At 72.1% G+C, this 21,370-nt stretch carries 20 protein-coding genes and 1 pseudogene; 19 read left to right on the forward strand and 2 right to left on the reverse strand.

Going from position 1 to position 21,370, the window contains the following annotated elements:
* Nucleotides 1–74: 74 nt before the first annotated feature.
* The 7 genes and pseudogenes from ACIRSS_RS43435 to ACIRSS_RS43465 form a co-directional block, all read left to right on the forward strand.
* The gene (locus ACIRSS_RS43435; protein WP_400906265.1) at nucleotides 75–665 is read left to right on the forward strand and encodes a DUF6801 domain-containing protein; all 591 of its coding nucleotides are present in this window, start codon (nucleotides 75–77) and stop codon (nucleotides 663–665) included.
* 198 nt (nucleotides 666–863) lie between these two features.
* A complete protein-coding gene (locus ACIRSS_RS43440; RefSeq protein WP_400906268.1) occupies nucleotides 864–1,448 on the forward strand; it encodes a papain-like cysteine protease family protein in 585 nt (194 codons plus the stop codon).
* Nucleotides 1,445–2,212 carry a hypothetical protein gene (locus tag ACIRSS_RS43445; protein ID WP_400906271.1) on the forward strand — a complete coding sequence of 256 codons (768 nt, stop codon included), beginning with the start codon at nucleotides 1,445–1,447 and terminating at the stop codon, nucleotides 2,210–2,212. Before ACIRSS_RS43440 ends, ACIRSS_RS43445 begins: the two co-directional genes overlap by 4 nt.
* 67 nt (nucleotides 2,213–2,279) lie before the next feature.
* On the forward strand, nucleotides 2,280–3,311 hold the full coding sequence (locus ACIRSS_RS43450; RefSeq protein ID WP_400906274.1) for an Lrp/AsnC family transcriptional regulator: 1,032 nt from the start codon (nucleotides 2,280–2,282) through the stop codon (nucleotides 3,309–3,311).
* 31 nt (nucleotides 3,312–3,342) lie between these two features.
* Nucleotides 3,343–4,482: a serine hydrolase domain-containing protein gene (locus ACIRSS_RS43455; RefSeq protein WP_400906277.1), complete on the forward strand. Its 1,140-nt coding sequence runs from the start codon at nucleotides 3,343–3,345 to the stop codon at nucleotides 4,480–4,482.
* A 50-nt stretch (nucleotides 4,483–4,532) separates the two neighbouring features.
* Nucleotides 4,533–5,771, forward strand: coding sequence for an FAD-binding protein (locus ACIRSS_RS43460; protein ID WP_400906279.1), 1,239 nt, complete (start codon nucleotides 4,533–4,535; stop codon nucleotides 5,769–5,771).
* Nucleotides 5,772–5,887: 116 nt separating this feature from the next.
* A pseudogene (locus tag ACIRSS_RS43465) lies at nucleotides 5,888–6,293 on the forward strand (integrase core domain-containing protein); the annotation flags it as partial.
* A gap of 27 nt (nucleotides 6,294–6,320) precedes the next feature.
* Here the strand turns inward: ACIRSS_RS43465 and ACIRSS_RS43470 are convergent.
* Entirely contained in the window at nucleotides 6,321–7,298 is a 978-nt protein-coding gene (locus tag ACIRSS_RS43470) for a LacI family DNA-binding transcriptional regulator (RefSeq protein ID WP_400906282.1), read from the reverse strand.
* A 229-nt stretch (nucleotides 7,299–7,527) separates the two neighbouring features.
* Here ACIRSS_RS43470 and ACIRSS_RS43475 point away from each other — a divergent pair, with 229 nt between their 5' ends.
* The 12 genes from ACIRSS_RS43475 (at nucleotide 7,528) to ACIRSS_RS43530 (ending at nucleotide 20,273) form a co-directional block, all read left to right on the forward strand.
* Nucleotides 7,528–8,493 carry a polysaccharide lyase family 1 protein gene (locus tag ACIRSS_RS43475; RefSeq protein WP_400906284.1) on the forward strand — a complete coding sequence of 322 codons (966 nt, stop codon included), beginning with the start codon at nucleotides 7,528–7,530 and terminating at the stop codon, nucleotides 8,491–8,493.
* Between the two features lie 203 nt (nucleotides 8,494–8,696).
* Nucleotides 8,697–9,878 (forward strand): Gfo/Idh/MocA family protein, encoded by a 1,182-nt coding sequence (locus ACIRSS_RS43480; RefSeq protein ID WP_400906287.1) that lies wholly within the window; start codon nucleotides 8,697–8,699, stop codon nucleotides 9,876–9,878.
* A gap of 210 nt (nucleotides 9,879–10,088) precedes the next feature.
* On the forward strand, nucleotides 10,089–11,369 hold the full coding sequence (locus ACIRSS_RS43485; protein ID WP_400906289.1) for an ABC transporter substrate-binding protein: 1,281 nt from the start codon (nucleotides 10,089–10,091) through the stop codon (nucleotides 11,367–11,369).
* 3 nt (nucleotides 11,370–11,372) lie between these two features.
* Entirely contained in the window at nucleotides 11,373–12,338 is a 966-nt protein-coding gene (locus ACIRSS_RS43490) for a carbohydrate ABC transporter permease (RefSeq protein WP_400906292.1), read from the forward strand.
* Nucleotides 12,335–13,180 carry a carbohydrate ABC transporter permease gene (locus tag ACIRSS_RS43495; RefSeq protein WP_400906295.1) on the forward strand — a complete coding sequence of 282 codons (846 nt, stop codon included), beginning with the start codon at nucleotides 12,335–12,337 and terminating at the stop codon, nucleotides 13,178–13,180. Before ACIRSS_RS43490 ends, ACIRSS_RS43495 begins: the two co-directional genes overlap by 4 nt.
* Nucleotides 13,181–13,185: 5 nt before the next feature.
* Nucleotides 13,186–13,746: a DUF624 domain-containing protein gene (locus ACIRSS_RS43500; RefSeq protein ID WP_400906298.1), complete on the forward strand. Its 561-nt coding sequence runs from the start codon at nucleotides 13,186–13,188 to the stop codon at nucleotides 13,744–13,746.
* Nucleotides 13,743–14,852: a Gfo/Idh/MocA family protein gene (locus ACIRSS_RS43505; RefSeq protein WP_400906301.1), complete on the forward strand. Its 1,110-nt coding sequence runs from the start codon at nucleotides 13,743–13,745 to the stop codon at nucleotides 14,850–14,852. Before ACIRSS_RS43500 ends, ACIRSS_RS43505 begins: the two co-directional genes overlap by 4 nt.
* Nucleotides 14,852–16,072 carry a Gfo/Idh/MocA family protein gene (locus ACIRSS_RS43510; protein ID WP_400906304.1) on the forward strand — a complete coding sequence of 407 codons (1,221 nt, stop codon included), beginning with the start codon at nucleotides 14,852–14,854 and terminating at the stop codon, nucleotides 16,070–16,072. Before ACIRSS_RS43505 ends, ACIRSS_RS43510 begins: the two co-directional genes overlap by 1 nt.
* A complete protein-coding gene (locus ACIRSS_RS43515) occupies nucleotides 16,069–16,989 on the forward strand; it encodes a PmoA family protein (RefSeq protein WP_400906306.1) in 921 nt (306 codons plus the stop codon). Before ACIRSS_RS43510 ends, ACIRSS_RS43515 begins: the two co-directional genes overlap by 4 nt.
* A gap of 11 nt (nucleotides 16,990–17,000) precedes the next feature.
* Entirely contained in the window at nucleotides 17,001–18,275 is a 1,275-nt protein-coding gene (locus ACIRSS_RS43520; RefSeq protein WP_400906308.1) for a polysaccharide lyase family 1 protein, read from the forward strand.
* A 161-nt stretch (nucleotides 18,276–18,436) separates the two neighbouring features.
* Nucleotides 18,437–19,210 carry a pectate lyase gene (locus ACIRSS_RS43525; protein ID WP_400907782.1) on the forward strand — a complete coding sequence of 258 codons (774 nt, stop codon included), beginning with the start codon at nucleotides 18,437–18,439 and terminating at the stop codon, nucleotides 19,208–19,210.
* 55 nt (nucleotides 19,211–19,265) lie between these two features.
* Nucleotides 19,266–20,273, forward strand: coding sequence for a pectinesterase family protein (locus tag ACIRSS_RS43530; RefSeq protein WP_400906311.1), 1,008 nt, complete (start codon nucleotides 19,266–19,268; stop codon nucleotides 20,271–20,273).
* A gap of 216 nt (nucleotides 20,274–20,489) precedes the next feature.
* On the opposite strand, the gene ACIRSS_RS43535 is transcribed toward ACIRSS_RS43530, so the two are convergent.
* Nucleotides 20,490–21,356 (reverse strand): manganese catalase family protein, encoded by an 867-nt coding sequence (locus tag ACIRSS_RS43535; RefSeq protein ID WP_400906314.1) that lies wholly within the window; start codon nucleotides 21,354–21,356, stop codon nucleotides 20,490–20,492.
* Between the last annotated feature and the right edge of the window lie 14 nt (nucleotides 21,357–21,370).

Consider the following 21,370-nt stretch of genomic DNA (forward strand, 5'->3'; position numbering starts at 1 on the left):
GGGAAAGCGCATTGGCCGGTTGGGAAGTTTCCGCCTAGCATCCGAATCGCCGTTCGACGACGAAAGGACGAGACATGACGGAAACCCTCGTGCGGAAAAAGCGGTTCCGGGGAATCGGGCTGGCCGCGCTGCTGGCGTGCGCGGTGGCCGTGGTTTCCGCGGGACCGGCCGCGGCGGCGGAGAAAACGCTCACGTACAAGGGCGGCTTCCCGCTGATCGGCGACCAGCAGGTCACCGTCGTGGTCAAGGCGGACATCCCCGCGACCGCCACGGCGGGCACCCCGGTTTCGGTGCCGTTCAGCCTCGACGTCGACGCCGGGCAGGCGGCCGGCGACGGCCTGCGCCTCGTCGGCGCCACGAAGGTCTCGGGCACCATCAAGTCCCAGGTGAACGTCGCGATCGCCGGTCAGTCGGTCGCCATCCCGATCGAGCTGCCCATCCCGGAGACGCCCGTCCCGGCCGAAGGCAGCCTCAAGTTCACCGCCCAGGGGCAGGTCGACTTCACCGTCCCCGCCGGCACCCCGGCCGGGGAGGCGACCAGCAGCGTCGACGCCGCGGCGACCACCCACGTCGCCACCGACAGCAGCCTCGGCGAGTTCGACGTCGCGCTGACGCTCGACCCGCCCGGCCAGGACGCCACCCTCGGTACGACGACCGTGAGCTGACCTACGGCGTCCCGGCCCGCCGGAATCCGCCCGGCGGGCCGGAGCCGATGCCGGAATCCGGCACCCGGGAAATGCCGGGATCCGCCGGAACCCGTTCCCTCCCAACGTGATCCTCCCTTAGTAGGTACCGGGCGCACCGCGGTGCGCGGAGTATTCCCTGCCACCAGGTCGAATCCCCACCGGCTGGAGGACCACTTCGTGAAAACCACTTCAGGAGTCCTACGTGGACTCGCGGCGATTTCGGCCGCGGTGGCCGTCGTCGCACTGCAGGCGCCGGCCACCGCGGCCGCCGCGCGAACCGATCTCGGTATCACCATGCAGGCCCAGCAGAAGGACCAGTGGTGCTGGGACGCCAGCGGCAACACCATCGCCGACTACTGGGGCTATTCGCTTTCCCAGACCCGGTTCTGCCAGGTCGCCCACAACGAGTCGGGCAGCGACTGCGCCAACAACCAGGGTTATCTGTCCGACCAGCAGCGGGTGTTCCGCTGGCTCGGTTTCCCGAACGTCGGGTCGTACAACTCGAACGGGCAGGTCCTTTCCTTCACCACCATCAAGAACCAGATCGACGCGGGACAGCCGATCGGCACCCGCATCGGCTGGCGCTCCGGCGGCGGGCACATGCACGTCCTCTACGGGTACGACAACGCCAACGGCGCCACCCGCGTCGAATACGGGGACCCGTGGCCGAACAACAGCCGCTACAACTCGATGAACTACGACACCTACCGCTCGAACACCCAGTTCCAGTGGACGCACACGCTTTACGGGATCGAGGGATGAGCGTGCTGAAGAACGCGATGGGCGCGGCCGTGCTGGCCGGCGCCGCGATGCTCACCACGGCCGGCGCCGCCGGCGCGGCGACCGGGCCCGCCGGCACCCCGAGCGCGGCCGACACCGCCGCGATCGGGCAGGTCACCGGCGGCAAGCAGACCCTCGACCGGCTGGCGGAGACGAAGTTCCCCGGCGCCCGTGCGGCGGCCGCGGCGAACAGCGCGAACGCCGACCCGCGCACGCAGGTCCCGGTCTACGAACCGACGGCGGGGTTCGTCTCCGGGACTTCGGACGTCCCGGCCGCGCTGGCCTACGTCGCCGTGCCCGCGCGCACCGGCGACGGCACGACGGCGACGGTCTGGGCCGAGCGGCAGGGCGCGGCCTGGACCGTCGTCAACGTCGCTTCCGGTGACTACGAACGGAAGTACGCCGCAGCCGCGGCCGGTGGTTACCTGCTGCACGAACCGCAGGTCAACGCCTGGTACGCGGTACGCGGCGACGCCGTGACGGTGCTCGACGGCTCGGTCACCGGCCTCGCCGCGGGCACGAAGCTGGCGCTCGCCGACTACCGCGCCCAGCTGCACCAGCGGTACGCGGACAAGCTGCCGGGCTCGGCCTACGACCGCGACGGCGCGGGCGGCGGCTACGGCGGCCGCGAGCGCGCGGTGCCGGCCGCGGACTCCGGCGGGCTGCCCCTGCTGCCGTTCGTGCTCAGCGGCGTCCTGGTGCTGGTGGCCGGGGCGGTCGTGGTGCCGCGGCTGCGGCGTCAGTAGGACGGCGGGGCCGCCGGGACGCCCGGCGGCCCCTTGGCAGGTGATCATGACCAGGGCACAATGCGCCATGCCCGTTCCCACGGCGGCCCAGCCGGAACCGGCGCGGCTGACCGGGTCGGACCTCGCGCTGGTCGAGGCGCTGCAGCGCGACCCGCGGGCGCCGTGGACGCGGATCGCCGCCGCCGTCGGCACCGACGCGACGACGGCCGCGCGCCGCTGGGACCGGCTGCAGGCGGCCGGGCTGGCCTGGCTCACCGCGTACGCGACAGCCCCGACGACCACGGTCGGCTACGTCGACCTGGCCTGCCGCCCGGACGCGCTGACCGAGCTGACCCGCGAGCTGTGCGGCTGGCCGTCGGTGTTCAGCGTCGAGCGCACGACCAGCCGGTTTTCGCTGTTCCTCTCGCTGGCCGCGCGCGACCTCGACGCGCTGGACGGCTTGGTGACCGGCCGGATCGGCGGGCTGCCCGGGGTGCGCGAGGTCCGGTTCGCCGTCGCGACGCGCGTGTACCGCGAAGGCAGTGGCTGGCTGGTGAACGCGCTGGCCCCGGAACAGCGGGCGGTGCTCGACGAGACGGCGGTGCAGGCCCGGCTGGTCGTCCCGCAGCAGTGGGACGACCGGGACGTGCGCGCGCTGGTCGAGTCCCTCGGCGAGGACGGCCGGCGCAGCTACGCCGAGCTGGCCCGCGACTGCCGGATGAGCGAGTCCGCGGTGCGCCGCACGCTGGCGCGGATGCTGCGCAACCACGAGCTCGACTTCCGCTGCGACCTCGCGCACGTCCCGGCGGGCTGGCCGGTGATCGCCGGCTACCGCCTCGACCTCGCGGCCGCCGACCTGGACCGCGCCGGCACCGCGATCGCGCAGCTGCCCGAGACCCGGCTCTCGGCCGCGGTGGTGGGCGAGGGCAACCTGGTGGTGTCGGCGTGGCTGCGGGAACCGGCCGGCTGCACGGCCTACGAGCAGCGGCTCGCGGCGGTGGCCCCGGGGGCCCGGGTGCTGGACCGGGCGATCACCTTGCGGATGCCGAAGCGGATGGGCCGGCTGCTCAGCCCGCACGGCCTCGGCGGCACCCACCAGGCGATCATCCCCGCCCGCTGACTATCGTGCGGCCACGGACCCGGGGAGGATCATGAGCCTGCGCGAAACCCTGCAACGCCACGTCGACGCCGGCGCGCTGCCCGGTGCGGTGGCCGTCGTCGACCGGGGCGGAGACCGCGAAGTCGTGGCGGTCGGCGCGGCCGACGTCGAAGGCAGCCGGCCGATGACCGCGGACTCGCTGTTCCGGATCGCGTCGATCACCAAGCCGATCACCGCCGCCGCGGTCCTCACCCTGGTCGACGACGGCACGCTGGCCTTCGCCGACCCGATCGCGCGGTGGCTGCCCGAGCTGGCGGACCCGAGGGTGGTGCGCACGCCGTCGAGCCCGGTCGACGACGTCGTCCCGGCGCGGCGGCCGATCACCGTGTTCGACGTCCTCACCGGCCAGGCCGGCTGGGGCTTCGCCTCGGACTTCACGCTCCCCGCGGTGCAAGCGCTGTTCCCCGTGCAGGGTGACGGCCGGGAGGTGCAGAGCTTCCCGTCGCCGGACGTCTGGCTCGCGCGGCTGGCCGAGGTGCCGCTCGCCTTCCAGCCGGGGGAGGCGTGGCTGTACGACACGTGTTCGACGATCCAGGGCGTGCTCGCGGCCCGCGCGTCCGGCCGGTCGCTGCCGGAGCTGCTCGAGGAGCGGATCTTCGCGCCGCTGGGCATGGCGGACACCGGGTTCGTCGTCGGCCCGGACCGGCGCGACCGGTTCACCACCTTCTACAAGAAGACCGCCGACGGGCTCGTCCTCGCCGATCCGCCGGACGGCCAGTGGAGCACGATGCCGGCGTTGCCGCTCGGCAGCGGCGGCCTGGCCGGGACGGCGGGGGACTGGGTGGCCTTCGGCCGGATGCTCCTCGCTTCCGGCGCCGCCGCGGACGGCCGGCGCGTGCTCAGCCCCGAGTCGGTCCGCGCGCTGACGACCGACCACACCACCGCGGCGCAGCGCGAGATCGGCGCGCTGTTCCTGGAGGGCCAGGGCTGGGGGATGGGCGGCGCGGTGGACGTCGCCGCCGTCGAGCCGTGGACGGTGCCCGGCCGCTACGGCTGGGTCGGCGGCACCGGCACGACCGCCCACATCGTCCCCTCGACCGACACGGTCGCGGTGCTGCTGACCCAGGTCGGCGCGGACAGCCCGGTGCCGCCGGAGTGGATGCGCGACTTCTGGCGGGAGGCGGCCGCGTAGGGTCTCCAGGTGGGGATCCGGCACTGGGGATCCGGCACTGTGGAGGGACATTGGGCGAGTCGAACTGGGCGGGCAACCACGCCTACACCGCGGACGCGGTCGTGGCCCCGCGCACGGTCGACGAGGTGCGGGCGGCCGTCGCCGGCGCGTCGCGCGTCAAGGCGCTGGGCAGCCGGCACTGCTTCAACGACATCGCGGACTCGCCCGGCGGCGTCCTGCTGGACCTGCGCGCGCTCGACGTCCCGCTCGAGTTCCACGACGGGAGCGTGACCGTCGGCGGCTCCGCGCGTTACGGCGACTTCGCCGGACAGCTGCACGCGGCGGGGTTCGCGCTGCCGAACCTCGCGTCGCTGCCGCACATCACGGTGGCCGGCAGCGTCGCGACCGGGACCCACGGTTCGGGCCGGCGTCAGCCCGGGCTCGCCGCGGCCGTCTCGGCGGTCGAACTGGTCACCGCGGACGGCGAGCTGCGGACGTTCACCCGGGCCGACCCGGAGTTCGCCGGGGTGGTCGTCGGGCTGGGCGCGTTCGGCGTCGTCACGCGGCTGACGCTGGACGTCGTGCCCGCGTTCGACGTCCGCCAGGACGTTTTCGACGCCCTGCCCTGGGACGCCGCCGCGCGGCACTTCGACGAGATCGAGGACGCCGGCTACAGCGTCAGCCTGTTCACGAACTGGGTGAACGACACGATCGACCAGGTGTGGGTCAAGAGCCGCGTGGACGCGTTCACCGCGCGGTCCGGCCTGTTCGGCGCGGTCCCGGCCGACGGCCCCCGCCACCCGGCGCACGCGGCCGGGATCCCGGCGGACAACTGCACGCCGCAGCTCGGGGTGCCGGGCCCGTGGCACGAGCGGCTGCCGCACTTCGCGCTGGCGTTCACCCCGAGCGTCGGGGACGAGCTGCAGTCGGAGTACTTCGTGCCCTACGAAGACGCCGTGGCCGCGATCGGGGCGGTCCGCGAGCTCGGCGAGCTGCTGGCGCCGGTGCTGCTGGTGTCGGAGATCCGCGCGATCGCGGGTGACGAGCTGTGGCTGAGCCCGTGCCACGGCGGCGACCGCGTGGCGCTGCACTTCACGTGGCAGCCGCGGCAGGCCGACGTCGAGGCGGTGCTGCCGGTGCTGGAAGAGCGGCTGGCGCCGTTCGGGGCCCGGCCGCACTGGGGAAAGCTCTTCCACGCGGTCACCGCGGAGTACCCGCGGCTGGCGGAGTTCCGGGCGCTGGCCGGGAAACTGGACCCGGCGGGCAAGTTCCGCAACCCGTTCCTGGAGCGGCACGTCCTCGAGGGCTAGCTGTTCTGACCGGGGGTTGCGATCGATGCGACATGTGGCCGGATGATCTTGGTATGTGGGAGGGCCTCCGGGTTCGGTGTGGATTGCGACGTCTACGCCAAGCAACGGAGGCCCTCGTGATCCACGCCAACGCACCCCTGACCCCGACCGGCAGGCTGCGCCTGGCCTGCTGTGTCGTCGACGGGGGCCGGCCGTTGCGGCGAGCTGCGGAACGGTTCCAGGTGTCGGTCTCCACCGCCGTCCGATGGGTCGCCTACCTCGATCGAGCGACGGGCCGGCCTGTCCGCCGCTACGAACACGCCGCACTTCTTCACCGACCACGGAACCACCGTCGCCCGGGTCCTGACCGACAACGGATCTTGCTACCGCTCACTTCTCTGGCGCGACACGCTGCACGACGTGAGCATCGCCCGTAAACGCACTCGGCCTTACCGGTCCCAGACCAACGGAAAGGTCGAGCGGTTCAACCGGACGCTGCCGGAGGAGTGGGCCTACAGTCGGCAATATCGCATCGAAACCGAAGGCCGAGCCGGGCTACCGGCAATACAGCTAGCCCGCCGGCGGGGCCGTGGTCGCGCGGACGATCAAGTACGTGTCGAGCACCTGGTTCGCGCGCTCGTCCGCCTCGCCGTCCAGGAGGTCGAGCAGGATCGTGACCGCCGCGCGGCCCGCCGCCTCCGTCGGCATCGCGATCGTCGTCAGCGGGGGTGCCGAGATCGCCGCGAACACGAGGTCGTCGAAGCCGACCAGGCTGATCTCGTCCGGAACCGGGACACCGCGGGCGTTCAGCCGCGCGAGGGCGCCGAAGGCGACCAGGTCGTTGTAGGCGACGATCGCCGTCACGTCGGCCGCCAGGGCCAGGTCCGCGCCCTGCAGGCCGCCCTCGAACACCGGCGGGAACGGGCCGAACTCGACCACCTCCGTGCCGTGCCGCTCGGCCGCTTCCGCGAGACCCCGGCGGCGGGCGCGGTTCGCCCACGACGCGCGGGGCCCGCCGAGGTAGGCGCAGCGGCGGTGCCCCAGGGCGGCCAGGTGCTCGATCGCCTGCCGCATCCCGTCCGCCGCGTCCATCACGATCGACGGGATCCCCGGCACCTCGCGGTTGAGCAGCACCAGCGTCGTCTGGCCGGCGAGCGCGCGCAGCTGGTCGTCGGTCATGCTCGGGCTGCCCAGCACCACGCCGTCGACCTGCCGGGCCATCCGGCGGACCAGGTTCTGCTCGGTCGCCGGGTCCTGGTCGCTGCTGGCGAACAGCACGGCGACGTCGTCCTGGCGCGCGCGGGCCTGGACGCCGTCGAGCACGCCGGTGAAGAACGGGTTGCCGAGGTCCGACACCACGATCCCGATGTGCCCGGTGCGCGCGACCGGCTGGGGGGTGCCGACGGCGTGGTAGCCGAGCTCGCTCGCCGCCGCCAGCACCCGGCTGCGGGTCTGGTGGCGGACCAGGCCCGGGGACGTGAACGCGCGCGACACGGTCGAGATCGACACGTTGGCCCGGCGGGCGACGTCGTGAATGGTCACGCTCACGGCTACTCCTCGGCAGGCTCCTGCCACATCATGGAAACGCCCGGCAGCGTTGTCAACAACGGATCGCTTTGCGGCAGCGGGGATCCGGCCACCGCAGGGCCATTCGGCTGGGCTTGCGATGAAAACCCTGCAAATCGTTGACCGGCTTTTGCTGCAAATCGTAGAACGGAGACTCCGCCGTGTTCCCCGCTCCCGGGGCGCGGGTCCCCACCCCCTTTCGAGGTGCCTGATGACCAGGAAGTCCCTGCGCGTTTTCGGAACCGCCGCCGTCGCCGCCGCGATGGCCGTCGCCGTCCCCACCGGGGTCGCGCACGCTTATGAGAACTCGCCGATCGGCTTCGGCGCCGGCACGACCGGCGGCGCGGGCGGTGAGACCGTCACCGTCACGACGGCGTCGGCGTTCACCAGCGCCGTCGCCGATTCCACGGCCCGCACCGTGCGGGTGAGCGGGAAGATCACGCTGGCGAACAAGACGCTGGTGAAGATCGGGTCGAACAAGACGATCCTCGGCGTCGGGTCCGCGTCCGGCTTCACCGGCGGCGGCCTCGCCGTGGACAAGTCGTCGAACGTGATCATCCGCAACCTGGCCATTTCGAAGGCCGTCGGCACCGATGCGATCCAGATCCAGCGGGGCGCGACCCGCGTGTGGATCGACCACAACGACCTCTCGTCGGACCTCGACCACGGCAAGGACTACTACGACGGCCTGCTCGACATCACCCACGGCGCCGACGGGATCACGGTGTCGTGGAACAAGTTCCACGACCACTACAAGGTCTCCCTCGTCGGGCACAGCGACAGCAACGCGGCCGAGGACACCGGCAAGCTGCACGTCACCTACAGCCACAACTGGTTCGAGAACGTCAACTCGCGGCTGCCCAGCCTGCGGTTCGGCACCGGGCACGCCTACGACAACTATTTCCACTCGGTCGCCGATTCCGCCGTGCATTCGCGGATGAACGCGCAGTTCCTCGCCCAGAACAACGTCTTCGAATCGACGAAGGTGTGCCTGGAAACGACCGGTGACAGCGATGTCGACGGCTACCTGAACGAGTCGGGCAACTCCTTCGGCGGCTGCACGAACAAGATCACCCGCACCGGGAGCATGACGACCGCGCCGTATTCCTTCACGCTGGAGCCGACTTCGACGGTCAAGGCGACGGTGACCGCGGGGGCGGGCACCGGCCGGATCTGACCGGCCCGGCCGGTTCGAGTAAGCGCTTACTCGAACCGGCCACCGCCGTTCGGAGTACCCGGTTTTCGACGAATTCGAGGGGCGTGTCCCGGATATTGACACACTTGTCGCGAACGCCCTACCGTGACCTCCGGAAGTTTCTCCCGAACTGCCCATTCGTCAGTTCCCGCCCGGCCGGACCCGGCCGCGCCGATCGGAGACCCATGTCGGGGAGCAGGCGCCGCACCGTCGCGGACCCGCCGAAGCTGGCCGTGGTCGGCACGTCCGGCTACGCGTTCAGCTACCTGCACCGCGCGCGCATCCTGCACGACGAAGGACTCGTCCGGTTCGCCGGCATGGCGGACATCCGGGTGCCGTCGGCCGCCGCGATCGCCCTTCTGCCCGAGGGCGGCACCGCCCACGTCGGGGTCGACGACCTGCTCCGCCGCTGCCGTCCCGACATCACCGTGGTCGCGACGCCGCCGCACGCGCACGTCCGGGTCGGCGGCGCGGTCCTGCGGGCGGGCGGCGACCTGCTGCTGGAAACCCCGCCGGTGCTCGACCTCGCCGGGTTCCGGACGCTGTCGCGGCTGGCCGCGGAGAACGGATCGGCGTGCCAGACCGGGTTCCAGAGCTTCGGGTCGCCGGCGCTGCCGGTGCTGCGGGCGGCGATCGCGGCCGGCCGGCTCGGTGAGATCGCCGGCGTCGGCGCGGCCGGGGCCTGGATCCGCACCGACGCCTACTACCGCCGCAACCCCTGGGCGGGCCGCCGGTGGCTGGACGGCGAAGCCGTCGTCGACGGCGCGCTGACCAACCCGTTCTCCCACGCGGTCGCCACCGCGCTGCTCGTCGGCGGGGTCGGCGGGCGCGACCCGGCGGAGATCGCCCTGGAGCTGTACGGAACCCGGGACATCGAAGCCGACGACACGGCGTGCCTGCGCATCCGCTTCGACCGCGGTCCCGAGATCGTCGTCGCGGCGTCGCTGTGCGCCGAGCAGGACCACGAGCCCTACGTCGTGGTGCACGGCAAGAAGGGGCGCGCGAAGTTCTGGTACAAGAGCCACCGGCTGGAGCTGGACGACGAGCGCGTCCACCTCGGCGAACCGGTGGACCTGCTGCGCAACCTGGTCGCCCACCACCGCGACCCGGCGGGGGTGCCGCTGCTCGCGCCGCTGCCGGCCACCCGCGCGTTCGCGTCGGTGGTGGAGGCGGTGCGGGACGCGCCCTCGCCGGCGCGGATCCCGGCGGGCTGGATCCGCACGGCGGGTGAGGGCGGGAGCCGGCACCCGGTGGTCCGGGGGATCGGCGAGGAGGTCGCCGTCGCGGCGGACCGGCTCGCGCTGTTCTCCGAAATCGGTGTCCCGTGGGCGAACGCCGTCCGCCCGGGTGCCGAACGCACCGGGTAGCGGATCCCGGTGCGTCCCGCGCCGGCGGCTCCCGCGTCCACCGGGGTGCTGTAAGCGCTTTCTCAAGCTGCCCATTTTGCGGGAAAGGCATTGCTGCACAAGGGTTATTGCGCCTCTTCGGCCGTTGACACGCGCGGCGCGCACTGCCTACCGTGAGCGCGCTGACAGCGTTTTCAGAAAAGTGCTGACCGGCTGAGAACGGAGACCTCGATGCGTCGGACAAGACAGCGGCGGACCCTCGTCGCGCTGGCCGCGGTGGTACCGCTGCTGCTGACCGGGGTGGCCGCGTGCGGCTCGGACTCCGGGGGCGGCGGCGACGTGACGATCACCTTCGTCTGGTGGGGGAGTGACGGCCGCGCGAACCTGACCAAGAAGGCCGTCGAGCTGTTCCAGCAGAAGAACCCGAAGATCAAGGTGCAGACGTCGTTCTCGGCGTACGCGGCCTATTGGGAGAAGCTGGCGACGCAGACGGCGGGCGGGAAGCCGCCGGACGTCCTCAACGTCGACACGCGCTACCTGGCCGAGTACGGCGGCCGCGGCGTGCTGGCCGACCTGAACCAGGGCGCCGGGAAGGCGGTCTCGCTGGCCGACATCAACCCCGAGCTGGCCGCGACCGGCGTCTACCAGGGCAAGCGGTACGCCGTGCCGTGGGCGCAGAACACCCCGGCGATGCTCTACGACCCCGCCGCGTTCACCGCGGTGGGTGCGGACCCGGCGAAGGGCCTCACCTGGGACCAGTACGCCGACGCGACGCGGAAGGTGAGCGCCGCCGGCGGCGCCCGCGGCACGACCGACTTCGGCATCCTCGACACGACCCTGGAGATCTGGCTGCGCCAGCAGGGCAAGCAGTTCTACACCCCGGAGGGCAAGCTCGGCTTCGCCGCCGACGACCTGCGCCGCTACTGGCAGCTCGCGGGCGAGTTCCGGGACAGCAAGGGCGCGTCCCCGGCCGACGTCACGGCGTCCTACAACACCTCGCCCGAGCAGTCGCCGCTCGGCAAGAAGCAGACGAGCTCCGAGTTCGCCTACGACAACCTCCTGCCCGCCTACCGGAAGGCGAACGGCAAGCCGCTGAACGTGGCGCCGTACCCCGCCGCCGCGGGCGGCGACCTCGGGCAGTACCGGCGGCCGTCGATGTTCCTGTCGGTGTCGGCGCGCAGCCAGCAGCAGGAGGCGGCCGCGAAGCTCGTCGACTTCCTGGTCAACGACCCCGAAGTGGGCAAGATCGTCGGCACCGACCGCGGCCTCGCGCCGAACCTCAAGGTCCGCGCCCAGCTCGCGACGTCCGCGAAAGGCGCCGACAAGACGCTCTACGACTACGAAGCCGCGCTCGAGCCGAAGCTCGGGGCCGCCCCGCCGGTCCCGCCCAAGGGCGCCGGCTCGATCCAGAAGCTGCTGCAGCGCACCTACGAAGAGGTCGCGTTCGGCCGGCTGGGCATCGACGACGCGGTGAACCGGTTCCTGTCCGAAGCCGAGAAGGCGCTGGGCTAGCCGATGACGACCGTGCGCACCCCGGACCCGCCGGTCGCCACGGAGGTGGCCGCGCGCGTACGGCCAGCGGGGCGCCGCCGCCGCACCCAGCCGGAGGCCTTCGCGTTCCTGACGCCCTGGCTGCTCGGCGCGGTGGCGCTGACCGTCGGCCCGATGGTCGTCTCGCTCTACCTGTCCTTCACCGACTACGACCTGTTCACCTCGCCGAAGTGGGTCGGCTTCGGCAACTTCGCGCACATGTTCACCGACGACGACCGCTACCTGCAGTCGGTGAAGGTCACCGTGATCTACGTCCTGGTCTCGGTGCCGCTGAAGCTCACGGTCTCGCTGCTGGTGGCCATGCTGCTCAACACCCGCCGGGGCGGAGGAGGCGGCTTCTACCGCGCCGCCTTCTACGCGCCGTCGCTGCTCGGCGCGAGCGTCGCCGCGGCGCTGGTGTGGCGGGCGCTGTTCATGGGCGGCGGCCCGGTGAACGAGGTCCTGGCCTCCGTCGGCTGGCACACCCCCAGCTGGGTCGACGACCCGCGGTTCAGCCTCGCCTCGATCGTGCTGCTCGGGGTCTGGCAGTTCGGCGCGCCGATGGTCATCTTCCTGGCCGGGCTCAAGCAGATCCCGGCGGAGCTGCACGAGGCGGCCGCGATCGACGGCGCCGGCGCGGTCCGCCGGTTCCGGCACATCACGCTGCCCATGCTCTCGCCGGTGATCTTCTTCAACCTGGTGATGGAGGCCATCCACGCGTTCCAGGCGTTCACCCCGGCGTTCGTGATCGGCGGCGGCCGCGGCGGCCCGGCCGACGCGGACCTGTTCTACACGCTCTACCTGTACGAGGTCGGGTTCCAGGACTTCCACATGGGTTACGCGTCCGCGATGGCGTGGGTGCTGCTGGCGGTGATCGCGATCGTCACGGCGATCGTGTTCCGGACCGCGAAGCTGTGGGTGTTCTACGACGACGCCGGGGAGCGCTCATGACCGCGCTGCCGCGCACGGCCCGCTCGTTCGGGTGGCACGTGCTGTGCCTGGTGATCGTCGCCGTGGTGCTCTACCCGCTGGTGTGGCTGGCGTTCGCGTCGGTCAAGCCGCCGGACGAGATCCTCTCGCGGCTCTCGCTGCTGCCCACCCGGTTCGTCTTCGACGGCTACACGAAGGGCTGGGAAGGCGCGGCGGACGTCGGGTTCGGCCGCTTCTTCCTCAACTCCGTGCTCGTCGCCGGCCTGTCGGTGCTCGCGAACGTCCTGTCGTGCTCGCTGGCCGCGTTCGCCTTCGCGCGGCTGAAGTTCCGGTTCCGCGGCGCGCTGTTCGCGTTCATGATCACGACGCTGATGCTGCCCTACCACGTCACGCTCATCCCGCAGTACGTGATCTTCCAGCAAGCCGGCCTGGTCAACACCTTCGTCCCGCTGATCCTGCCGAAGCTGCTGGCCACCGAGGCGTTCTTCGTGTTCCTGATCGTCCAGTTCATGCGCGGGATCCCGCGCGAGCTCGACGAAGCCGCCACGATCGACGGCTGCTCGGTCTACCGGACGTTCTGGCACGTCGTGCTGCCGCTGTCGAAACCGGCACTCGTCACGACGTCGATCTTCACCTTCATCTGGACGTGGAACGACTTCTTCACGCAAATGGTCTACCTGAACGACACGGAGAAGTTCACCGTGCCTCTGGGCCTGCGGCTGTTCGTCGACACCAGCAGCGAGTCGAACTTCGGCGCGATGTTCGCCATGTCGGCGCTCGCGCTCGTGCCGATCGTCCTGTTCTTCCTCGCCTTCCAGCGCCTGCTGGTCGAAGGCGTCAGCACCAGCGGCCTGAAGGGGTGACGACGATGCGCACCACCCAGTGGCGGACCGGGCTGGAGGACTTCTCGGACTGCCTGCTGACCGGCCTGCTCGTCGCGCTCGCGTCGGTGCCGGTGGTGACCGCGGCGCCGGCGTTCGCGGCGGGCTGCCGGGCCCTGGACCGGACGCGACACGGCATCGGAAGTCCACTGTGGACGACCTACTGGGCGGACTTCCGGACGAACGCCCGGGGCGGGCTCGCCTTCGGCGGGCTGGGTCTGCTGGCGGTGCTGTTGTTCGCGGTGGACCTCGAAGTCGTGCGGTCGATGCCGGGCGCCGGGGTGCTCGGACCGGCGTTGTGGGTGCTGGCCGCCGCGGGCGTCGTCGTCGCGGTGCGGACGTGCGAGGTCGTCGCGACCGGGGAGCTGCCCTGGCGTCGTGCGGTTGTGACGGCCGCTCGCGGGGCCGTGGCGGCGCCGGGGAACGCCTTGCTCCTGGCCGGGGCAGCCGGCCTCGCGGTGGTGCTCGTGTGGATGCTGCCGATCCTCGCGCTGGTCGTGGCCGGACCCCTGGCCCTGGCCGCGGTGGCGACGGGTCGCCGCCGATGACCCCCAGGGTCGTCGTCTTCGGCACGGCCGGCTACGCGCGCACGCACCTGCGCCGGGCCCGGACGCTGCACGACCGGGGCGAGATCGTCCTGGCCGGCGCGTGCGACGTCCGCGAACCGCCGGACGCGGCCGCCGAGCTGGTGCCGGTGTTCACCCACGACCCGGCCGAGCTGCTGGCCCGCGTGCCGGCGGACATCGCCGTGATCGCCACCCCGCCGCACACGCACCTGCCCCTGGCCCGCCTCGCGCTCGCCGCGGGCTGCCACGTGCTCGTGGAGAAGCCGCCGGTGCTCGACCTGGCGGCGTTCGACGAGCTGACCGAGCGGGCCCGCGGCCGCGCCTGCCAGGTCGGGTTCCAGAGCTTCGGCTCGCCCGCGGTGCCGGTGATCCGGGCCGCGCTGGCCCGCGGGGCGATCGGGACGGTCACCGGGATCGCCGCCGCGGGCGCGTGGATCCGGCGCGACCGCTACTTCGCGCGCACCGCGTGGGCGGGCCGGCGCCGGTTGGACGGACGCGCGGTCGTGGACGGTGCCCTGACGAACCCGTTCGCCCACGCCGTCGCGACCGCCTTGCTGCTCGACGGCGCGGCCGGCGCGCTGCCCGAGCGGACCACCGTCGAGCTGTACCGCGCCCGCGACATCGAGGCGGACGACACGGCGTGCGCTCGCCTCTCCTTCGCCGGCGCACCGGACGTCGTCGCGGCCGCGACGCTGGCCGCCGAAGCCGACCACGAGCCCTACGTGCTGGTCCACGGCACCGAAGGCCGGATCCGGTGGCACTACAAGACCGACGTCGTCCTCATCGGGGGCGAGCCGGTGCCGGTGGGACCGCCCGAAGACCTGCTGGGAAACCTCGTCGGCCACCTCCGCGACGGCGTGCCGCTGCTCGCCCCGCTCGCCGCGACCCGCGCGTTCACCGCACTGGTCGAGGCCGTTCGCGACGCGCCCGAGCCGCGGCGGCTACCCCAGGCCCGGGCGGTCGGCGCCGGGCCGGAGCGCCGGTTCGTCGTGCCGGGCGTCGACCGGGCGGTCGACGCCGCGGCCGAGCGGCTCGCGCTCTTCTCCGAACTCGCCCTGCCCTGGACCCCCGCCCGAGAGGAGACGTGATGGTGACGCGCCGGTACGCGATCGTCGGGCTGGGTTCTCGCGCCCAGCTGTTCGCGCGGGCCCTGGCCGGCTCGCCGCGGGCCGAGCTCGCGGCCTTCTGCGACCCCAACGAAACCCGCATGCGCGTCCACAACGGCTGGCTCGGCACGGCGGTGCCCGGCTACCGGCCGGACGACTTCCCCGCCATGCTGGCGAAAGAACGCGTCGACGTCGTCGTGGTGTGCACGCCCGACCACACGCACGCGGACTACGTCGTCGCGGCGCTGCACGCGGGCTGCGACGTCGTCACCGAAAAGCCGATGACCACCGACGTCGACGGCGCGCGGCGCATCCTGGCGGCCCGCCGCGAGACCGGACGCTCGGTGCGGGTCGCCTTCAACTACCGGTACAACCCGGTGCACCGGAGGGTGCGTGAGCTGCTGGCGGCGGGCACGATCGGGGAGGTCGGCGCGGTCGAGTTCAGCTGGCTGCTCGACACCGCGCACGGCGCCGACTACTTCCGCCGCTGGCACCGCGCCAAGGCGAACTCCGGCGGGCTGCTCGTGCACAAGTCCGGGCACCACTTCGACCTGGTCAACTGGTGGCTCGGCAGCGGCCCGGAGACGGTGTTCGCGTTCGGCCGCCTGTTCTTCTACGGCGAGGGGAACGGGCGCCCCGACGACCGGTTCGCGCTGGACCTCGAGGCCTCGCCCCGGCTGCACGCGCTCTACTTCGACGCGCGGCACGAGGACGGCTACGACCGGAACCAGAACGTGTTCGCGCCCGGCGTCACGATCGAAGACGACGTGTCGGTGCTCGTCCGGCACCGCGGCGGGGTCGTCCTGAACTACCACCTGCACGCGTATTCGCCGCGGGAGGGCTACCGCGTCGCGTTCTCCGGCAGCGCAGGACGTCTGGAACTGGACGTCCGGGAGAACGAGTTCGCGAAGGACGCCGCCCCGGCGCCGGAGCCGGGACGCGCCCGGCTGACCGTGCAACGGCACTGGGAGCCTCCGGAAGTCGTGTTCGACGGGGTGCTCGGCGAGGGGCACGGCGGCGGGGACGAGCGGATGCTCGCCGAACTCCTCGGCGACGCCGAACCGGACGCGCTCGGCTGCGCCGCCGACCACGACGCCGGGCTGCAGGCCCTGCTCACCGGCCTGGCCGCGAACCGGTCCCTGGACACCGGCCGCCCGGTGCCGGTCGCGGAGCTGCTGGCCGAAACCGGGGACCCGGCGTGAGCCGCGCGGCGGTGGGGAACGGGACCCTGGCGCTGGCCGAGGACGACGACGGCGCGGTGCGCGTCCGCCTCGGCGACGTCGTCCTGGCGGAGTACGTCGTGACGCCGCCGACGCCGGCCGGGGACTCGCCGAAGCCGTACCTGCACCCGCTGCGGACCACCGCGGGCGAGACCGTGACCGCGGTCCGGCCGCACGACCACACCTGGCACAACGGCCTGCAGTTCACCATGGCCCACCTGTCGGGCGAGAACTTCTGGGGCGGCCGGACCTACGTGCGCGGCCGCGGGTACACACCGCTCGACAACAACGGCACCGTCGGCCACGTCCGCTGGGAAAGCATCGTGTGCGCGGCCGGGCACTGCGAACTGCGGCACGAGCTGGCGTGGAGCACGGCGGCGGGCCGGCGGTGGCTGACCGAACACCGGACGCTGCGCTTCGGCGACGTCTCGGCGGACAGCTGGACCCTCACGTGGTCGAGCCGCCTGCGCAACACCAGCGGCCGCGAGCTGCGCTGGGGGAGCCCGGTGACCGAGGGCCGCGAAACCGCCGGGTACGGCGGGCTGTTCTGGCGCGGCCCGCGCTCGTTCGTCGGCGGCACGGTCCGGACGTCCGACGGACGGCCGGCCGGCGACGCGATGGGGCACCGCGCGCCGTGGCTCGCGTTCACCGGCCGCCACGACGAAAGCCTGCGGACCTCGACGCTGCTGTTCGCCGACAGCCCGGCGAACCCCGGTTTCCCGACCGCCTGGTACGTCCGCGCCGAACCGTTCCCGGTGGTCAGCTTCGCCGCCACCTACCACCGGCCGTGGCTGCTGGAACCGGGCGGAGAACTGACGCTGACCCACCACGTCGTCGTCCTCGACGGCGACCCGGATCCCGCCCGGCTGGCCGAGCTCGCGGCCCGGGCGGCCGAGTAGAAGGAGCCGACATGCGCTGGAAGGCTTTCGCGGGGTGCCTCGCCCTGCTCGGACTCACGCTCACCGCCGGGCCGGCGGCCGCCCACGGCCACGACCCGGGCCGCGAGGTGCTCGGCGCGCACGACGGCTGGGGCGCGGGGACGACCGGGGGAGCGGCCGCCGCGCCCGGCGACGTCCACACGGTGTCCAAGCGCTCCGAGCTGGCCGTCGCGCTGGCGGCACACCCGGGCGCGCCGAAGATCGTCTACGTCCGCGGCACGATCGAGGGCAACGTCGACGCCGCCGACCGGCCGATGTCTTGCGACGACTTCGCGGATCCGGGCTACCGCCTGCCCGCGTACCTTGCGGCGTACGACCCGGCGACCTGGGGCAAGGTGGAGCCGTCGGGTCCCCTCGAAGAGGCGCGGGCGCGGTCGCAGGCCAACCAGGCAGCGCAGGTCGTGCTCGACGTCGGCCCGAACACGACGGTCTACGGCCTCGACGGCGCCACCCTGCACGGGCTGACCCTGCGCGTCACCGGGGACAACGTGATCCTGCGGAACCTGCGCTTCGCCGACGCGCACGACTGCTTCCCCCAGTGGGACCCGCTCGACGGCGCCGACGGCAACTGGAACTCCGAGTACGACAACGTCGACCTCGTCGGGGCGACGCACGTCTGGGTCGACCACAACGAGCTCAGCGACGGCGGGAACACCTCGCAGCCCACGTACTTCGGGCGGAAGTTCGAGGTCCACGACGGACTGCTGGACATCGTCGACGGCTCGGACCTCGTGACGGTGTCGGACAACCGCCTGCACGACCACGACAAGACGATGCTGATCGGCAACACCGACAAGCCGACGTACGACGTCGGCAAGCTGCGCGTGACGGTGCACCACAACCTGTTCGCCGACATCGGGCAGCGCGCACCGCGGGTGCGGTACGGGCAGGTGCACGTGTACGACAACTTGTACGTGGTGCGGGACGCGGCCGCGTACACGTATTCGCTCGGCGTCGGCGTCGAATCGCGGATCTACGCCGAGAACAACTTCTTCCGGATCCCGGCGTCGGTGCCGTTGGGGTCGCTGGTCCACTATTGGAAGGGAACGGTGTTCCACGCGACCGGGACGCTGGTTTCTTCCGGTGCGGCGTGGCCGCGCCCGGTGGACCTGCTCGCGGAGTACAACGCGGCGAACGACCCCGATCTGGGGCCGGACGTGGGCTGGACACCGACGCTGGTGGACCGGCTCGACCCGACGTGGTCCGTCCCGGCGCGCGTGCTGGCCGGTTCGGGTCCCGTTTTCTGAAAATCGACGGATTCGGCGACCGTCCGGGGGACGGCGGACCCCCTGCGGTGGGTGGCATTGGCACGGGGAAGCGTCCGACCCGAAACTGAGAAAGCGCTTTCAGCACTCAGGAGGACCATTTCCCGAACGGGAAGAACCAAGGAGTGATGAGCATGTCCCCGATTCCCCGGGCGCTCCGGGTCGCGGTCGTCGCCGCCCTCGCGCTCTCGGCGGCCGTCGGCGCCGGCGCGACCGCCGCCGGCGCCGCGTCCTGGCCGAACCCGAGCACGAGCGTGCCCGTCGGCGCGACCATCAAGGTCACCAGCGGCACCTACGACGGCGGCCTCAAGCGGTTCTACGGCACCGGCGACCTCGGCACCGGCGGCCAGGACGAGGACCAGGGCCCGATCTTCGAGCTGGCGAACGGCACCACGCTCAAGAACGTCGTCCTCGGCAACCCGGCCGCCGACGGCGTGCACTGCCTCGGCACCTGCACGCTGCTCAACGTGTGGTGGGAGGACGTCGGCGAGGACGCCGCGACCTTCAAGGGCACGTCGGCGTCGCAGCCCATGACCATCGACGGCGGCGGCGCGCGCAAGGCGTCGGACAAGGTGTTCCAGCACAACGGCCCCGGCACGATGTACATCCGGAACTTCCAGGTCGACGACTTCGGCAAGCTGTACCGCTCCTGCGGCAACTGCAAGACGCAGTACAAGCGCAACGTCGTCGTGGACAACGTCACCGCGACCGCGCCGGGCAAGGCGCTCGTCGGCATCAACACCAACTACGGCGACACCGCGAAGCTGACCCGGATCACCATCGTCGGCGACTCGAGCCGCAAGATCGAGCCCTGCCAGAAGTACCAGGGTGTCACCAGCGGCGAGCCGACGAAGATCGGCAGCGGGCCGGACTCTACGAACTGCCTGTACACCACCGCAAACATCACCTACCAGTAAGCGTCCGGGGTGCCGGCCGCCGTCCGGCACCCCGGCGTCTCCCCGTGGAGGTGCCATGTTCACGACCCTGCTACTCGCCTCGATCCTGACCGGGGCGACGCCGGCCCCACCCGCCGCGGCGAACGTCGTCGTGGCCGAGGACGGCTCCGGGAACTACACGACCGTCCAGGCCGGGATCGACGCCGTCTCCGCCGGCGGCACCGTCTCGGTCAAGCCCGGCACCTACCGCGAGGTGCTCACCGTCCCCGCGGCCAAGACCGGGATCACCCTGCGCGGCACCACCGGCGAGGCCGCCGACGTCGTCGTCGACTACGACAACGCCAGCGGCACGAAGAAACCCGACGGCTCGACGTACGGCACGTCGGGCAGCGCGACCGCGACGATCGCCGCGAACGGCTTCACCGCGAGCGCGCTGACCTTCCGCAACTCGTTCGACCGCGCGGCCCACCCGGAGATCACCGCGACCCAGGCCGTCGCGGTGAAGACCACCGGCGACCGGATGGTGTTCGACAACGTCACGTTCCTCGGCCACCAGGACACGCTCTACGCCGACACGGCGGCGACCGGCGCGATCGGCCGCCAGTACTACCGGAACTGCGCGATCAGCGGCGACGTCGACTTCCTCTTCGGCCGCGCCACCGCCGTGTTCGACCGGGCGACGATCACCGCGCTCGACCGCGGTTCGAACCCGAACGGCTACCTGACCGCGGCCAGCACCCGCCGGAGCAACCCGTACGGCTTCCTGATCGTCGGCAGCAAGGTGGTCAGCACGGCGGCGAACGCGAGCTTCTACCTGGGCCGGCCGTGGCACCCGAGCGGGGATGTCGACGCCATCGCGCAGGTCGTCGTCCGCGAGACGGCCCTGCCGGCGGCGATCAAGGCCACGCCGTGGACCGACATGTCCGGCTTTTCGTGGAAGGACGCCCGGTTCTTCGAGTACCGCAACACCGGGCCCGGCGCGGGCACCGGGACCGACCGGCCGCAGCTGACCGCCGCGCAGGCCGCGACATTCACCGCGCAGCACTACCTCGCCGGCGGCGACGGGTGGAACCCCGTCCACTGACCGGCGAAAGGACCGGCGGACTGCGCCGCCTGCCCCGCTTCGACGAAACGTGCGGCCAGCCGGTCCTGTGTCGCCACATCCGCTTGCGCGAGCGCGGCTGCCCGGCCGGAGCGATGCCGCCGACCGCGCGGCCATCGCTTCGAGCAGCGCGCTAACCGAGGCGGCGTTGGAGAAGGAAGGGCCCGGCGCGCCCCTGGGGACGCGCCGGGCTCCCGGTCACGTCAGCTTCTTCTTGACCGCCTTGGCCTTGCCCTTCGCGGTGCCCTTGGCGTCCTGCAGCGGGGCGTACGTGCCGTAGAGCGCGGGGTCGGGCTTCGGTGCGGTGCCGGGGCCGCCGAGGGGCTCGGGGTCCATCAGGTACTCGATGCCCGCGTCGGTGGTCCAGCTGCTGCCCTTGGCGCCGTCGGGGCCGTCGGACAGGTGCCAGATCGTGTGGTTGTGCGTCTGGTCCTCTTCGTCGAGGAGGGCGTTGGGCGCGATTTCCTCTTCGAGCCCGTCGGCCTTCAGCTCTTCGATGGCGGCCAGCCACTGCTTCTGGTGCACGGTGTCGCGGGCCAGGTTGAACTTCAGCATCGCCTTGACGCCGGGGTCGTCGGTCATGTTGTACAGCCGCGCGGTCTGCAGCCGGCCCTGGGCTTCGGCGGCCGCGTTGGCGCGGAAGTCGGCGAGCAGGTTGCCCGAGGCGACGATGTACTTGCCGTTCCACGGGGTGCCGTTGCTGTCGGCGGGCAGGGCGCCGCCGCCGGCGACGATCGCCTGCTGCGGGTCCATCCCGCCGATCACCGCGGCCATCACCGGGTCCTTCACCGCTTCGGCGGTGGCGGTGGCGGGGGCGCCTTCCAACAGGCGGGCGACCATGGTGGCGAGCATTTCCACATGCCCGATCTCCTCGGTCGCGGTGTCCATGATGAGGTCCTTGTACTTGCCTTCGATGCGGCAGTTCCAGCCCTGGAACAGGTACTGCATGGTGACGGTCATTTCGCCGTAGGCGCCGCCGATCAGTTCCTGCAGCTTGTGGGCGTAGACGGCGTCGGGCTTTTCGGGCTTGGCTTCGAACTGCAGCAGCTTCGTGTGACGGAACACGCGTGGTTCCCCTT

This window comes from Amycolatopsis sp. NPDC101161 (genome assembly GCF_044768185.1).
In the GTDB taxonomy this organism is placed as follows: Bacteria; Actinomycetota; Actinomycetes; order Mycobacteriales; family Pseudonocardiaceae; genus Amycolatopsis.